The sequence below is a fragment of the Terriglobia bacterium genome (genome assembly GCA_036496425.1).
Taxonomy (GTDB): Bacteria; Acidobacteriota; Terriglobia; order 20CM-2-55-15; family 20CM-2-55-15; genus 20CM-2-55-15.
Genome location: DASXLG010000138.1, coordinates 1 through 15682 on the forward strand (window position 1 = coordinate 1; position 15682 = coordinate 15682).

Genomic DNA, 15682 nt, shown 5'->3' on the forward strand with positions numbered 1-15682 from the left:
TATGAACTCGTCCGGGACTCCTGGGCCGGTCAGTACAAGGGCGGCGCTGATTTCGAGATGTTCTGGCGGCAAGCCCTTCGGGACGGTATTGCCCCGAATTCGGCGGCCGCGCCGATCGATAAACTCGCGGTACGCCCGCTGCCCGGCGGCGCCATTCCTTCGACCGGGCAGTCTTCCGCTCCGGACAACCTCGATGTGGCATTCCGTCCGGATCCGGCTCTTTACGACGGATCGTTTGCCAACAATACCTGGTTGCAGGAGTTGCCGGCAGCGCTGACCAAACTCACCTGGGACAACGCGGTGATGATCAGTCCGAAAACATCACGCGACCTGCAGGCTTTCAACGACGACGAGGTGGATCTGATCGTCAATGGCCGTCAGATCACCGGCGGGATCTTCGTCGTTCCCGGACAGGCTGACAACACCGTCGCGGTTCATCTCGGCTGGGGCCGGACCCGCGCAGGGTCGAACGGAACGCAACGCGGCTTCAGTGCTTATGCGCTCCGGGCATCGGCTGACCCCTGGTTGGCTACCGGCGGCAGGATTCGAAAGCGCGGGACAAAGTACCAACTGGTCTCGACCCGGGATCACCATGCTACCGAAGGCCGTCACATGGTCCGCCACATGACGGCGGCCGATTACGCGAAATATCCCGATCTCATTCAGAACGCAACCCGCGTGCCCAAACCGGACGAAACCATGTACCCGCCGTACCCGGCTGTCGACAATGCGTGGGGAATGTCGGTCGACCTGAGCCGATGCGTCGGCTGCAACGCCTGCGTCATCGCCTGCCAGGCTGAAAACAACATCCCGACCGTCGGTAAGAACGAAGTGGCGCGTGGGCGTGAGATGCATTGGATGCGGATCGATACATATTTCGAAGGTCCCGCTGAAAACCCGGACGGATATTTTCAACCGATGTTCTGCCAGCATTGCGAAACGGCTCCGTGCGAGTACGTCTGTCCGGTCGAAGCAACGACCCACAGCACCGAAGGCATCAATGAAATGACCTACAACCGGTGCGTCGGCACGCGGTACTGCTCGAATAACTGCCCGTATAAAGTGCGACGCTTCAACTTTTTCGAATACGCCCAGTGGGACGTGCCTTCGTTGAAGCTGATGTACAACCCGGATGTCACCGTGCGCAGCCGCGGCGTGATGGAAAAGTGCACCTATTGCATCCAGCGGGTCAATCGGACGCGCATCAACGCGCTGAAGGAAGACCGCAAAATCCGGGACGGCGAAGTCGTCACGGCCTGCCAGCAGGCGTGTCCCGCGAATGCGCTGGTGTTTGGAAACCTGCTCGACCTGAAGAGCAAGGCCTCCAGACTGAAGGCCGAACCGCGCGACTACAGCGTTCTGGCCGATTACAACACACGCCCCAGGACCACGTACCTGGCGGCATTGAAGAACCCCAATCCGGAAATTGCCGGTCTCGATGCCGACCAACACAGGAATGGCTGACCAGAACACAACCGCTGTTTACACGCCGCCGGCAGAGCGTCCCTATCCCGGACCGCACTGGGTCACGGAAAAGATTTCGTCCCTCGTCCTGACGCCGAACACACCCATCGAGTGGCTCATCGTTTTCGGTCTCACTTTTATGGGAACGGGCGTTCTGTTAATTGCAATCACCTGGCTGCTGATCCGCGGTATCGGCATCTGGGGAGTCAACATTCCGATCGCGTGGGGATTCGCGATCGTGAACTTTGTCTGGTGGATCGGGATCGGACATGCCGGCACTCTTATCTCGGCGATCCTGCTGCTCCTTCATCAAGCCTGGCGCCAATCCATCAACCGCTTTGCGGAAGCGATGACGCTGTTCGCCGTGATGTGCGCCGGCATGTTTCCTCTTCTCCATCTCGGCCGGCCCTGGTTCTTTTACTGGTTAGCGCCTTACCCGAATACGATGGGCCTGTGGCCGCAATGGCGAAGCCCGCTCATATGGGACGTGTTCGCCGTCAGTACGTACTTCACCATTTCACTGGTCTTCTGGTACGTCGGCCTCATCCCCGACCTTGCGACCTTCAGAGACAAAGCCAAACACCGGGTCACGCAAGTCATATACGGCCTGATGGCGATGGGCTGGCGCGGCTCCGCCTATCACTGGCAGCGGTATGAAGAGGCGTATCTGATACTCGCCGGTCTGGCGACACCGCTGGTGGTTTCCGTACACACCGTCGTCAGCTTCGATTTCACGATCGCTATTCTGCCCGGCTGGCACTCAACGATCTTTCCTCCCTACTTCGTTGCCGGAGCGATTTATTCGGGTTTCGCAATGGTTTTGACTCTAGCGATTCCGCTGCGGGAGGTCTATGGCCTGAAAGAACTCATCACGATGCGGCATCTGGACAACATGGCAAAACTGCTGCTCGCCACGGGCGTGATCGTTCTCTACAGCTATGTCGACGAGGCGTTCATCGCTTACTACAGCGGCAACGTTTACGAGCGATTCGAAATCGTAAACCGTATGTTCGGACCTTACGGCTGGGTGTATTGGCTGCTGATCTTAACGAACCTTGTCATTCCACAAATCATGTGGTCGAGCCGTATGCGCAAGAGCGTGGCTGCGATTTTCGTTGTCGCGCTCTCGGTGGATGTCGGTATGTGGCTGGAACGCTTTGTCATCGTGGTGGTCAGCCTGCACCGTGACTTCCTGCCGTCGATATGGGGCATGTATATCCCGACGATCTGGGATTGGGCCACATTCGCGGGATCGATCGCGTTGTTTGTGACGCTGTTCCTGCTCTTTTTCCGGCTGCTTCCGCCGATCTCCATGTTCGAGATAAAAAAAGTTCTGCACCAACCGGAGGTTTCAGCCAGGCCATGAACGCGAAACCCATTTACGGCCTGCTCGCGGAGTTCAAAGAGCCGGAGAAACTCGTTGAGATTGCCACGCGCGCAAGAGAGTCCGGGTACCGGCGGATCGACGGATTCTCGCCATATCCTGTCGACGGACTCGCCGAAGCGCTTGGATCGCACCACACCAAAATCCCGGTGATCGCTCTAGCCGGCGGATTAACCGGCGGCCTCGGCGGCTATTTCATGCTCTACAGCTCGAGTGTTGCTTTCTATCCGATCAATGTCGCCGGCCGGCCTTTTCACAGCTGGCCGATGTTCATTCCGATAACTTTTGAATTGACGATTTTATTTTCCGGTCTTTTTACCGCCATCGGAATGCTGGCTCTCAACGGCCTTCCGAAACCGCATCATCCGGTTTTTGCGTTGCCGCAATTTTCGCTCGCAACCGACGATCGATTTTTCTTCTGCATTGAAGCGAGGGATCCCTCGTTCGATGAGGAAAAGTGCCGGGCGTTTCTGAATCAGTTTGATCCGGTCGGAGTTTATGCTGTTGATGAGACCTAGTGCACAAAAGGTCGGCGAGATGGACATTCCCCGCCTTTCCAAGGCGGGGTGCCCGAGCGATCCAACGTTAGAACGCTCGGGCGGGGCGGTTATCCAGGAACCGCGAAGCGCACCTTATTGGTTGAAGTTACTAACCACCCCGTCTGCGCCGCTAAGGAACGGAACCTTTTTATTCATGGCGCAGCCACCCCTCCTTGGAAAGGAGGGGAGTGTGGTTATGTCGGCGAAACTGTTCAGGTGTTATATCTCTCGGCTGCCCCTCTGCATCTTATTGTTCCTCGCCGCTACATCCTGCCGGCAATCAATGGCAAACGAACCGCGTTACCGGACCTACCAGGAAAGCGGATTTTTCCCCAACGGGAGTTCTGCGCGGCCTATTCCTGAAGGAACGGTGTCTCAGGAGATGGACCTCGACGTACACCTTGTCGATGGCAGCGTAGACGGACAGCCCGCGGCGACCTTCCCCTTTCCGATAACACTCGATGTCCTGCAACGCGGCCGGCAGCGGTTCGATATTTTCTGCACGCCCTGTCATGACCATGTCGGAACCGGGCAGGGCATGGCGGCGCGCCGGGGATTTCGCATGCCGCCGCCTTCGTTCCATATCGATCGGCTTCGGGCGGAACCGCCGGGATATTTCTTTCAGGTGATCACCAAGGGTTTTGGCGTGATGCCGTCATATGCGTTTCAAATCCCTGTCCGGGACAGATGGGCGATCGTCGCCTACGTTCGCGCCCTGCAATTGAGCTGGAATGCGACCACTGCGGACGTTCCGCCGGACGAACTCAAGAAACTGGAGGCGCAGAAGCAATGAGCCGGACACAGGCCATCGAAGATGAAATCCGCCGCTTCCATGCTCCTTTTCTCGCTGTCGGAGTTGTCGGGCTGGTGGCTTGCGCCATCGGTTTTGCCTTTTCGCCACAACAATTCTTTCGCTCGTATCTCTTCGCATACCTGTTCTGGCTGAGCATTGGATTGGGTTGTCTGCCGGTGCTCATGCTTTATCACCTGGTCGGTGGAGCGTGGGGTTACAGCATCCGGCGGATACTCGAGTCCGGTACGCGAACCATCCTGCTGCTGGGCATTCTGTTCATTCCGGTTCTCGCCGGTATGCGCCAGATCTATACCTGGGTCGATCCCGTAAATCCCGCCGTCGGAGAAGCGGTGCTCAAGAAGAGCGCCTACTTGAACGTTCCTTTCTTCATCGCCCGTGCCGTTTTCTTCTTCATCCTGTGGTGGTTTTTTGCCAACCGCCTGAACCGGTGGTCGGCGGCGCAGGACGAAACGGGAGATATCGGGTTGTTGCGCCGGTTTGGGCGGCTGAGCGGCCCCGGTATCACGCTTTGCGGTTTCACAGTCACGTTCGCGCTTATCGATTGGGCAATGTCGCTCGAGCCGAGATGGTTTTCAACCGTCTACGGAATGTTATGGTTTATGGACCTCGCGCTCTCGGCCCTGGCATTTTCGATAGTCGTCTTCACGTTTCTCGGCGATCGCCATCCCCTTTCGGAAGTGGCGCGGCCCGAGCATCTGCACGACCTCGGCAATCTTCTGTTCGCGTCATTGATGCTCTGGGCATATCTGTCGTTCTGCCAGCTGCTGATCATATGGTCCGGGGACGTTCCCGAGGAAATCAGCTGGTACCTGAGCCGGCTTCGGCACGGCTGGGAGTGGACAGCCCTTGTCTTGATCGGATTCCAGTTTTTCGTTCCCTGGTTCCTCTTGCTTTCGCGGCGAAACAAGCGGCAGCGGCGGAGACTGGGCTACATCGCGCTGCTCGTTCTCGGTATGCGCATCGTGGACACATTCTGGATGATAACGCCGGCTTTTTATCCGGACGGGTTTTCGCTGCACTGGCTCGATCCCGTAGCCCTGGCAGGGATCGGCGGAATCTGGCTGGCGATTTACGCGCGCCAGCTCCTGGCCATGCCTCTTCTGGCGCTTAATGATCCGAACACGGTTCCCCATAAAGCGATATGAGTTCGAACGAAGAAGATAAGCATCGAGGTCACGAACATTCGGATTGGAACCTGAACTGGGTTCTGGGCGGAGTGATTACTCTCGTCATATCGGTCGCGGTGATGCTTAGCGCATCGTGGTGGATCTTCCGCGAGTTTCAAGGTTGGGCGGCAAATCGCCGGATGGGAACTGTAGTCGTTCCCCTGGCGCCACCGGAGCCGCGGCTCCAGGTCTCGTCGACTGACGATTGGACCGCGATGCTGGAAAGAGAGCAGGCGATCCTGCACTCCTATGGATGGGTCGACCGGTCCCGCGGCATCGTCCGGATCCCCATCGAGCGTGAAATGGAACTCGTCGCGAAGCGCGGGTTCCCGGCCGCACCCGTGAAGGGAGGACCCCAAAAATGAGCCGCAGAGGATTTTGCCTGAAAAGCCGCGCAGCTGTATACGGATGCACTTTCATGGTGCTCATCAGCATTGCCGCGGCGCCTTTTACGATGGCCCAGCAATCCCGGCCTTCGATACTCAAGGAAGTGGGGATCGACCAGCATCTGGGTGAGCAGATCGATCTAAGTCTTCAGTTTCGCGATGAGACCGGCAGTGCAGTCCCTCTTTCAAAATATTTTCACGGCAAGCCGGTTGTTCTCGCGCCGGTTTACCTGACGTGCTCGACGCTCTGCCCGATGACGCTGAACAGCCTGATGGAAGCGCTGCGGGTCATCAATTTCAATGCGGGTAAGGACTTCGAAGTCGTGGTGTTCAGTTTCGATCCGAAGGAAGGACCGGCGATGGCGGCGCCCGCAAAAGCCCGCTACGTCCGGGACTACAACCGGGCCGGCGCCACAAATGGGTTCCATTTTCTGACGGGCAGCGAAGAGTCTATTCGCGCGCTGACAAATGACATCGGCTTTTATTACAAGTGGGACGACACCTCCGGACAATGGGCGCATGCGACAGGCATTATGGTCGCCACGCCTGAAGGCAAACTGAGTCAGTACTTCTACGGGCTCGAATATTCCGCGCGCGATCTGCGCTTAAGCATGGTCCAGGCTTCGCGGGAAGCCATCGGAAACATTGTCGATCGGGTCTTGCTCTACTGCTATCAGTACGATCCTGCCACCGGGAAATACGGCCTGGTCGTCATCCGGACCGTTCGGCTCTTCGGGGCGGCGACGGCGCTGGGTCTGTTCGCGTTTATGTTCGTGATGTTCCGCCGCGACGCCCGGACAGGAAGACTGTAATGGACCACTGGGTCCAGCTATTTCCTGTCAGCGCGTCAACGCACGCCGATGCGGTGGATCATTTGTTCTATTTCCTGCTCATTGTCTGCGTGTTCTTTGCGGTGCTGATCTTTGCCTTGATCCTCGTCTTTTCCATTCGCTATCGCAGGACTGTTCATCCGGTTGCCGAACAGACGAAGAGCTCCATCGGACTGGAGCTGTTCTGGACCATCGTGCCGTTCCTGATCACGCTTGTCATGTTCATCTGGGGCTCGAAGGTCTATACCGACGGCGAGATTCCTCCGCGCGGCGCCCAGGATGTCTATGTCGTCGGGAAGCAGTGGATGTGGAAAGTCCAGCATCCCGAAGGCAGACGCGAGATCAATGAATTGCACGTCCCGGAAAACACGCCGATCAAAATCACGCTTACGTCGCAGGACGTGATCCACAGCTTTTATATCCCGGCCCTGCGCATCAAGCAGGACGCGGTGCCCGGCCAATACCGGACGCTATGGTTTCAGGCGACGCGGCCCGGCACCTATCACTTGTTCTGCGCTGAATATTGCGGAACCAATCATTCAAAAATGATCGGCAGCGTCTTCGTCATGGAGGAAAACGAATATCAGGCCTGGCTTGCGGGAGCCAATGATATGCAGCCACTGGAGGCAGGCGCGAAATTATTCGTCGAATACGATTGCATCAACTGTCATGGCACCGGAATCCGTGCCCGGGCGCCCACGCTGGGCGGCCTGTACGGCACATATGTCCTGCTGGCCGACGGCAGGCGGGTTCTTTTCGATGAGGACTACATTCGCGATCAATTGACGGATCCGGCTTCGAAGAGAGTGGCCGGCTTCAACCCGGACATGCCGCTGTTCAAAGGGCAACTCACGGAAGAGCAGATCATCGATCTGATCGCTTATTTGAAGTCCCTTAGCTCCGGAGCCACGCCGGCGGAAACGAGGCAGAAATGAGCACTTATGAAGAAGCTCTACGCGAGAATTACCTGACTAATAAACTCGGATGGAAATCCTGGTTTTTCACCAGAGATCACAAGCGTATCGCCCTCATGTTCCTGATGACCGTGACGCTGTTCTTCTTCGTCGGCGGCACCTTTGCAACGCTGATGAGGCTGAATCTGATGACGCCGGAGGGCGCACTTTTCACTGCCGAGACCTACAACAAGCTGTTCTCGATGCACGGCATTATCATGGTGTGGTTCTTTCTGATTCCTTCCATACCCACCGTCTTCGGAAATTTCCTCATTCCGATGATGATCGGCGCCCGCGATCTTGCATTCCCGCGGTTGAATCTCCTGAGCTGGTACCTGCTGGTTTTCGGGGGAATATTCGAGCTTTACGCGATTCTCACCGGGGGCGTGGATACCGGATGGACGTTCTACACGCCGTACAGCAGTCAATTCGCGAACACGCATGTTGTGGCGGCGCTGGCCGGAATCTTCATTTCGGGTTTTTCATCGATCCTGACCGGCTTGAACTTCATCGTCACCATCCACAAGCTTCGAGCTCCCGGGATGACCTGGCGGCGCCTGCCGTTGTTTGTCTGGTCGATCTATGCCACGGCTGTGATTCTGGTCCTTGCCACCCCGGTGCTGGCGATCTCGCTGACTCTGGTCGCGATCGAGCGGCTGTCCGGAGTTGGGATTTTCGATCCGGCGCTCGGCGGCGACCCGCTGTTATTTCAACACCTGTTCTGGTTTTACTCGCATCCCGCGGTATACATCATGATTCTTCCCGGCATGGGCGTGGTCAGCGAACTGATCACGACACACGCGCGGCGTCGCATCTTCGGATACGAATTCGTCGCCGGCGCGAGTGTCGCCATTGCGGTGCTGGGGTTTCTGGTGTGGGGGCACCACATGTTCGTAGCCGGCCAGTCGCCGTATGCGAACATGATTTTTTCGATCCTCAGCTTCGCGGTTTCGATTCCTTCGGCAATTAAAGTCTTTAACTGGACCGCCACACTCTACAAGGGGTCGATTTCGTTCTCGGCGCCAATGCTTTATGCCCTGGGTTTTATCGGCTTGTTCACAATCGGCGGGCTGACGGGTCTGATTCTGGCCACGATCGCCGTGGACGTCCATGTGACGGATACGTACTTCGTCATCGCGCATTTTCACTACATCATGGTTGGCGGGATGGTCATGGCGTACATGGGCGCGATGCACAACTGGTGGCCCAAGATGACCGGACGTCTCTATCACGAAGGTTGGGCGCAGTTTTCCGCACTGACGATATTTGTCGGCTTCAATCTCACATTCTTCCCGCAGTTCATTCTGGGATACCTCGGAATGCCGCGGCGCTATCACGCATATCCACCCGAGTTTCAGGTCCTGAACGTCATGTCCACGGCGGGGGCATCGATCCTTGCCGTAGGTTACCTCGTACCGCTCGGCTACCTGCTCTGGTCGTTGTGGTATGGAGAGCGGGCGCCGGAGAATCCGTGGGAGGCCACCGGTCTGGAATGGCAAACGGCATCGCCGCCGCCGCCCGACAACTTCGAAAGTACGCCGGTCGTCACCGAGGAGGCTTACGCCTATGGCCATGCGAGCTGAGCATCAGTTCGACGACATCGAGCAGCAGCGCGACGCCGCATACACAGGCATGTGGGTCTTTTTGTCGACCGAGGTTCTGTTTTTTGGCGCTGTTTTCTTTGCCTACATCCTCTACCGCGGCCTGTACTATCAAGCCTTTGTGCAGGGCAGCCGGGAGCTCAGCATCTGGATGGGCGGCCTGAATACTGCAATACTGCTCTGCAGCAGCCTCTTCATGGCCCTGGCCGTCCATGCCGCTCAGAGAGGCCGGACCAATCAGCTGGTGATGTACCTCATCATAACGGAGATCGTCGGAGCCGTGTTCCTGGGCATCAAGTTCCTGGAGTATTACCAGCACTACAAGGATCACCTGATACCGGGAATGGGCTTCGGTTATGGCGGCGCGAATGCGAACCGCGTCGAATTGTTCATGGTGTTCTACTTTATTTTGACGGGAATGCACGCGGTGCACATGATTATCGGGCTTGGCGTGCTGTCGGCGCTCGCCATCCTTGCGACGCGCGGTAAATTCGAAGGCGGCTACTACGATCCTGTCGACATCGGCGGGCTGTATTGGCATTTTGTGGATATCGTCTGGGTCTTCATTTTCCCGCTGCTCTATCTGGTAAAGAGAACCGGCGTATGAGCGAGCATATCGTTCCGCCGAGTACCTACTTCGCCGTTTGGGCTGCGCTGCTCATTCTTCTTGGCGCAACGATCGGCCTTGCTTACTTTCCGCTGGGTCCGCTGAACGTGGTGGCGGCTATTACGATCGCGTTTGCGAAGGCAATTCTCATCGTGCTGTTCTTCATGCAGGTCAAATACAAGGCCCGCATGATGGCGGTGTTCGTATGTGCCGGACTTTTCTGGCTGGCGATCATGTTCTCCCTGACCATGGGAGATTACATGACACGAAGCTGGCTGCCCCATCCGACAGAATGGGTCGGGGAGATGCCGAAGTAGTCCATTTCCCCACCTTTGTTTGAGTTAAAATGGCATTGACTATATGGTGCCACAATGAATGCGCGTCTCATTATTGATAAGGCGGGCCGTGTCGTCATTCCCAAACCGCTGCGGGAAGAGTTGCACCTGGAGCCCGGCGACGCTCTTGAGATGGAGAGCAATGGGGAGCAGATCATCCTGCGTCCGGTCCGGGGGACGGGACCACTCACGAAAGAACGGGATGTCTGGGTGTTTCACAGCGGGCAGGCCCTGCCCACCTCAGCGACCGACGAAATGCTGCAACAGATCCGCGAGGAACGTGACTTAGCCAATCTCGGCCAAGGTGAATGAAGGGATTGTGATAGATCGGTGTTGGTCCCGTATTCTACGGTGACCACGTTCACCATGAAGCCAGCCTCGATCTGTTCGTCCAATTCGACAAGGCAAATGGCTGTTGCGGCGCACACAGCCTGGCCGAGATCTTTTCCACATTGACCCGGATGCCCGGGAAACACCGCATTAGCGGCGAGCAGGCGATGCTGTTCATCGGCAGCATACGCGAGAGGCTTTCGGTCGTTTCTCTGAACGGTGATGAATACGCCGATGCGCTGGAGGCATCAGCCGCTCTGGGCATCGTGGGCGGCGGCATTTATGACGCCATGCTGGCACATTGCGCCATCAAAGCCCAAGCGGAAGCGATTTATACCTGGAACGGACGCCACTACACACTATGTGGACCCGATGTCACCAGCCGTCTGCGGACGCCTTAGAACTCATCGGGCCGGCAGTCTCATGTACGTGATACGCGCCATGACTGCGTAAAGTGGTGTACGTCAAACCGAGGCAGGGTCACATCCGCCATATCTGATAATTTGCCGTTATAGAGTTTCAGGCTGCCTTTGCGCCAGACAAAATTCCCGGTGCCACCTTTCGTATTCTGGGTACCGGCCAAATGCGCGCCGGATCGCCGAATTGGCCGTCGGCCCCCTGGCAGCCCAGGAGATGAGGTCCTCTCAAGGTCGTTCGTTTAATAGAGACCTGGGAAAAAGAAGGTGAATCGAGAATAGCCTGCGATCTGGCGGACAACACCGCCGCACCCCCTACAAGGGGAATCAAACACAACAAAACGCTGCGCATTGCGTTCATGAAAGATTTGAACTCCGAAATCCGATTTCTAATTCCGAAACCGGAATTCGAACTCCGAAATCCGAATTCTGGTTCCGAGAATCGGATTTGAGCTCCGAAAACCGTTTTCTAATTCCGAAACCGGAATTCGAATTCCGAAATTCGAATTCCAGCTCCGAAAACCAGATTTGAATTCCGAAAACTGATTTCTAATTCCGAAACCGGAATTTGAACTCCGAAATTCGAATTCCAGTTCCGAAAACCGGATTTGAACTCCGAAACCGGTTTTCTAGTTCCGAAACCGGAATTCGAACTCCGAGATTCGAATTCTAGTTCCGAAAACCGGATTTGAACTCCGAAAACCGTTTTCTAGTTCCGAAATTCGAATTCGAATTCCGAAATTGGAATTCCAGCTCCGAAAATCGGATTTGAACTCCGAAACACGATTTCGAATTCCGAAACCGGAATTCGAACTCCGAGATTCGAATTCTAGTTCCGAAAACCAGATTTGAATTCCGAAAGCCGATTTCTAATTCCGAAACCCGAATACGCGCAAAGAAAGGGCGTGACCGAAATCGAAGTGGCGCGGCTATAACCTTATACGTGCTTGGCGACGAAATCCTGATCGGACAAACAGCCCTCGAATCCATGGACCTGCACGTGGATTGTCTCAAGCAGAGACTCATCCCGAATCCGAAGCATCCCGACGGCCCCGTCCACCGTGTTTGAGACCTCTCAGGCAAAAAAATACTTCGACTCGAGCACCTGGCGAATATCCAGGTTGCCGCTCTGCGGAAGTTCGGGGAACTGGATGTCCGGATGGGCGGCCCGCTGTTCGTTGAAGAAATTCTGGAGTACCGGTTCGGAATAAATACGGACGAATTCCTCCCGAAGGACGCGATGAAGCAGATGGACGTCGGCTGCATGGACGCCGAAGCTGTCGTGGACCATGGCGAAATGGTGAATACCTTCGGCTTTGAGCCGGTTGATGGTGCGCACCATATGCGCGGCATCAAAAGAATGAACCAGGTGGGCGACGATGCCGTCGGCCTGTTTTCTCCAGTCGATCTTTTGGGTTTCATCCTCCACCTGGATCACCAGCGTGCGATCCAACGTCGCGAGGCGTACTTTTTTCGGTTTCCGGGGTTCATGAACCACGAGAAAACCCGTGGGCGCGGTCCAGGCAATCCCTCGATTCGCCTTGGCGAGGACCATGGCGGCTTCACGAAGGCAGGCCATGATCTTGCCCGCCTCGACGGCGACTTCGGGAATGCATTCCTCCAGGACTTTCGCCAGATACCAGGCACATTTCTTCGGATCTTTGCATGCGTTTATGAGCTTGGAATCGAGAAGTTGCCTGGAGATCGTCCGGCGCGTGACACCGTATGGCTTCGTCATCGTTGCGGGTTTGACGTCGTCGCGACCGATGGTTCCGGCTTCGAGCAGTTGCCGGGCGGCCTCTGCATCCTCCGGGTTTGGCCGGTAATTTTCGACGGCCATTCGGATGCGCCGGTTCACGAGATCGGCGACTATCTGGTAAATATCCTGCGGCACCTCGAAAGGCAGGAGGTTCGTGGCGCGCCCGCCGATGGGATCGCAGCCCATCGCGCTGAGGTGCTGGTATCCGTTGCAGCTGCCGTCCATGCTGATCGGCAAATGCGAAAGGAAATTCGGACCTTCCTCGACATAGCCTTTCCACTCCAGGCAGGCGGCCAGGAACATCCACGGTTTATCGGCTTCGTCCCAGAATCGGTGAGGACGAAGCGGATCGGCCGCGAAGCCCAGGATTTCCTGTTCGTGTTGATGGACCCAGGCCAGGAGTTCTTCGAAAGAGACTTTCTTCCCTTTCCAGTAGCAATTGGCAAGGTGGATCGCCAGCCAATACGCGCCGTGCTCGCCAAGCGGCTTGCCTTCCGGGAAATAGAGCAAAGACCGTCCGATGTCGTCCGACTGCGGATTCATCAGTTGAGGTACGGGATAGGCGCGGCCCCGGTAATCCAACTGGTAGGGGAAATAGATGTGCGCCTCATCCAGCAAGCGTTCCGCGGCCGATAGCCGCAGCGACATGATGTTCTGAAGACCTTTGATGCGGGTGTTCATATTGAAGGTGTCGGCGCGTTCCCGGTTCCGTTTTTTGATCTGTTGAGGATCGGCGTCCTCCGGCAATCGGGGAGGGAGTTCCTTAAACCTATGCGTCTTCAACCCGAAGAGCAGATTGCCTGCGTCCCAGGCTTTGCGCATGATCCGATAAATCTCCGGATGGATGCGGTAAGCCGTATCCTGCAGCGCATTCAGGGCCGATAAAACGATCGAAAGGTCCACCCTTCCACAGCGTTCTTTCGCCCGCTTCGTCTGGTGTTTCATAAGTTTCAAGTCGCTCATCAGATAGCCGCCTCCGGCGAGCGACGTCCAGGCGCGAGGCGGAATAATCATCGGCATATGGACCGGAGTCGGCAAAGACTCGAGCGTCGACGGGTGATTGGCGATCCAATCGCCGGCTGCTTCTGTGAGCGCAACAGTTTGCGGTGTTTTTGTGCGTTTGCCCGAACCTTCCCGGACCGTCCGCAACTCGAAGATCGGCTGCCCTTCGAAAAGAGCAAAACGGACTGCCAGCGCGATCAGTCTTTCACCGAGATGATAGGAGCGGTAGTTGTTGGACCAGTCGTCGGTATCGTCGAGCTTGCGCGCCAACTCCTGAGCACGTTTCGCGGCGTTCCGGTTGCGGTTCCGGGAAAGCAATTCATGGTAGATATCCACCTGCCTCTTTCGAAGGCGATCGTAAATTCTTTCAAGCCGGCAGCGCTGGCCGATCTCATAGGCAACGGCGGTGAGGGCCGGCGCCTGACCTTCATCAAATTCCGACCAACTGATGGCATTAAATAATGTGCCGATGGTGATCAGAGCCAGCTTTTCATGGATGATCGACAAAAGAGCCGTTCCATGGCTGGGCAGCTTCGGGACAGTCTTCAATACCAGTTGTTCATCAAAGATCGCGTTCGCGAGCGCTTCCAGAGAGTCACTCAGCAGATGTTTTACGGGCTTTGCGTCGGTCGCAAGCTGATATGCGCGGTTTTTGAAGTGTCGAACAACGCCGTCCTGGATGTTGTCGGCTTCGAGTTTAAGTTGTCGCTCTATGTCATTCATAGCTAACGTGTTCCTCGGCTGTCACAGATAACTGACGCTATTGGAATAAAGAGCGTCAGTTTTGGAGCTCGATTCTATTTAACTTAGATCGCGGGTTTATACCGCAGAAAGGAGGAAAAAGCCATGAAGAAACAACCGACCATTAAGGCGGCGACCGGTTTCCGTAATATGAAGCCGGATGCTGTCTATTCTGTAGCGAACGCCATCTACACGGGGCTGGAAGGGAATGCCAACATTCCGGCTCCGCCGTCGCCGTTCGATCTGCCGACGTTGCTTGCGGCCAACCAATCATTGTCCGCGGCGAATTCGGCGGCATTGGACGGAGGCATGAAAGCCGTAGCTCAACGGGACCATCAGAAGGAAGTTGTCGTGAAGCTTCTGAAACAGCTCGCTGGATATGTCGAAGCGAACTGTAAGGACGACATGACGATCTTTCTCTCGTCTGGTTTCAAAGCCCAGTCTTCCACGAAGACGAAGGCAGCGACGGCTTCCGATGCGATCCGGTATTTCAAGCCGGGTCCGTCGAGTGGCCAGGCCCAGGGCAGACTTGTTGCTGTCCCGGGCGCAGGCAGCTATGAATTGCGTTGGGCGCCGGTTCCGGCCGGCGGTGTTCCGAACGTATGGATTAGCCAGCCGGTCACGAACGTCCGTTCAGTGACGGTCATCTCGGGCTTGACGCCGGGTACCACCTACGCGTTTCAAGCTCGTGCCGTCATCCAGTCCGCTTACACGGATTGGAGTGATTCCGTCGTGCTGATGGCGACCTAGTCTCGTCCCAATTAGGGGCCATGGGGTAAAACCCATGGCCCCTAAAAAATCGCTGCTTTTGCGCTTATCGGAACTCCGGTTACTGTTTCATATTCTGGTTTAAATCACCTGCGGAGCCAGGGTCCCCGGAGCATGCTACGCTTCCGGTGTGGAAAAGATCTTCGAGCTTCTTCGGCAGATGGAATCCGATGGAGTCATCGGCCGCTATGCAATCGGCGGGGCGATTGGCGCGGTTTTCTGGCTGGAGCCGATGACGACGAAGGACATTGACGTGTTTGTTCTTCTTCCACGCTCACCCGGCGGCGCTCTACTCACGTTAAGCCCTATATACAACTACCTTCAGGCGCGAGGGTACGTTGCCAGCGGCCAATACCTGTTGATCGAGGGCTGGCCGGTGGAGTTCATACCTCCAGGCTCTCCACTGGTTGAAGAGGCGTTGACGGAAGCTGTCGAGCGCGATGTGGACGGAACTGCGACGCGGGTATTCACAGCAGAGCACCTTGCCGCCATTTGTCTGCAGGTTGGACGGGCGAAGGATTTCGAACGGCTTACCCGTTTCGTCGAACAGGGGGCGCTTGATGCAGAGAGGTTTGAAGCAATCATTC

Annotated in this window: 16 protein-coding genes and 1 pseudogene; 16 read left to right on the top strand and 1 reads right to left on the bottom strand. The window is 56.4% G+C overall.

Annotated features, from left to right (window positions below):
- From VGK48_09935 to VGK48_10000, 14 genes and pseudogenes are all read left to right on the top strand, one after another.
- A partial coding sequence (locus tag VGK48_09935; protein HEY2381484.1) for a 4Fe-4S dicluster domain-containing protein occupies positions 1-1464 on the top strand: 1464 nt, incomplete at its 5' end.
- Complete coding sequence (gene nrfD, locus VGK48_09940) at positions 1457-2830, top strand: NrfD/PsrC family molybdoenzyme membrane anchor subunit (protein ID HEY2381485.1); 1374 nt, start codon at positions 1457-1459, stop codon at positions 2828-2830. The genes VGK48_09935 and nrfD, both read left to right, overlap by 8 nt.
- Positions 2827-3366, top strand: coding sequence for a DUF3341 domain-containing protein (locus VGK48_09945; protein HEY2381486.1), 540 nt, complete (start codon positions 2827-2829; stop codon positions 3364-3366). Before nrfD ends, VGK48_09945 begins: the two co-directional genes overlap by 4 nt.
- A gap of 304 nt (positions 3367-3670) precedes the next feature.
- Positions 3671-4180 (top strand): cytochrome c, encoded by a 510-nt coding sequence (locus VGK48_09950; GenBank protein HEY2381487.1) that lies wholly within the window; start codon positions 3671-3673, stop codon positions 4178-4180.
- Positions 4177-5346 (top strand): hypothetical protein, encoded by a 1170-nt coding sequence (locus VGK48_09955; GenBank protein ID HEY2381488.1) that lies wholly within the window; start codon positions 4177-4179, stop codon positions 5344-5346. Before VGK48_09950 ends, VGK48_09955 begins: the two co-directional genes overlap by 4 nt.
- Positions 5343-5732, top strand: coding sequence for a hypothetical protein (locus tag VGK48_09960; protein ID HEY2381489.1), 390 nt, complete (start codon positions 5343-5345; stop codon positions 5730-5732). The genes VGK48_09955 and VGK48_09960 overlap by 4 nt, the downstream gene beginning before the upstream one ends.
- Positions 5733-5785: 53 nt before the next feature.
- Positions 5786-6565, top strand: coding sequence for an SCO family protein (locus tag VGK48_09965; GenBank protein ID HEY2381490.1), 780 nt, complete (start codon positions 5786-5788; stop codon positions 6563-6565).
- The gene (gene coxB, locus VGK48_09970) at positions 6565-7518 is read left to right on the top strand and encodes a cytochrome c oxidase subunit II (protein HEY2381491.1); all 954 of its coding nucleotides are present in this window, start codon (positions 6565-6567) and stop codon (positions 7516-7518) included. The genes VGK48_09965 and coxB overlap by 1 nt, the downstream gene beginning before the upstream one ends.
- Entirely contained in the window at positions 7515-9119 is a 1605-nt protein-coding gene (gene ctaD, locus VGK48_09975) for a cytochrome c oxidase subunit I (GenBank protein HEY2381492.1), read from the top strand. Before coxB ends, ctaD begins: the two co-directional genes overlap by 4 nt.
- Positions 9103-9744 (top strand): cytochrome c oxidase subunit 3, encoded by a 642-nt coding sequence (locus VGK48_09980; protein HEY2381493.1) that lies wholly within the window; start codon positions 9103-9105, stop codon positions 9742-9744. Before ctaD ends, VGK48_09980 begins: the two co-directional genes overlap by 17 nt.
- On the top strand, positions 9741-10061 hold the full coding sequence (locus tag VGK48_09985; protein HEY2381494.1) for a cytochrome C oxidase subunit IV family protein: 321 nt from the start codon (positions 9741-9743) through the stop codon (positions 10059-10061). Before VGK48_09980 ends, VGK48_09985 begins: the two co-directional genes overlap by 4 nt.
- Positions 10062-10115: 54 nt before the next feature.
- A complete protein-coding gene (locus VGK48_09990) occupies positions 10116-10391 on the top strand; it encodes an AbrB/MazE/SpoVT family DNA-binding domain-containing protein (protein ID HEY2381495.1) in 276 nt (91 codons plus the stop codon).
- Between the two features lie 14 nt (positions 10392-10405).
- Positions 10406-10810 carry a PIN domain-containing protein gene (locus VGK48_09995; GenBank protein ID HEY2381496.1) on the top strand — a complete coding sequence of 135 codons (405 nt, stop codon included), beginning with the start codon at positions 10406-10408 and terminating at the stop codon, positions 10808-10810.
- 958 nt (positions 10811-11768) lie between these two features.
- Positions 11769-11894 (top strand): annotated as a pseudogene (locus VGK48_10000) (clan AA aspartic protease).
- A 6-nt stretch (positions 11895-11900) separates the two neighbouring features.
- Here the strand turns inward: VGK48_10000 and VGK48_10005 are convergent.
- Entirely contained in the window at positions 11901-14309 is a 2409-nt protein-coding gene (locus VGK48_10005; protein ID HEY2381497.1) for a DNA-directed RNA polymerase, read from the bottom strand.
- 123 nt (positions 14310-14432) lie between these two features.
- On the opposite strand from VGK48_10005, the gene VGK48_10010 reads away from it, so the two are divergent.
- Positions 14433-15077: a fibronectin type III domain-containing protein gene (locus VGK48_10010; protein HEY2381498.1), complete on the top strand. Its 645-nt coding sequence runs from the start codon at positions 14433-14435 to the stop codon at positions 15075-15077.
- A 148-nt stretch (positions 15078-15225) separates the two neighbouring features.
- Positions 15226-15682 (top strand): hypothetical protein (locus VGK48_10015; protein HEY2381499.1); only part of this gene is annotated, 457 nt, incomplete at its 3' end.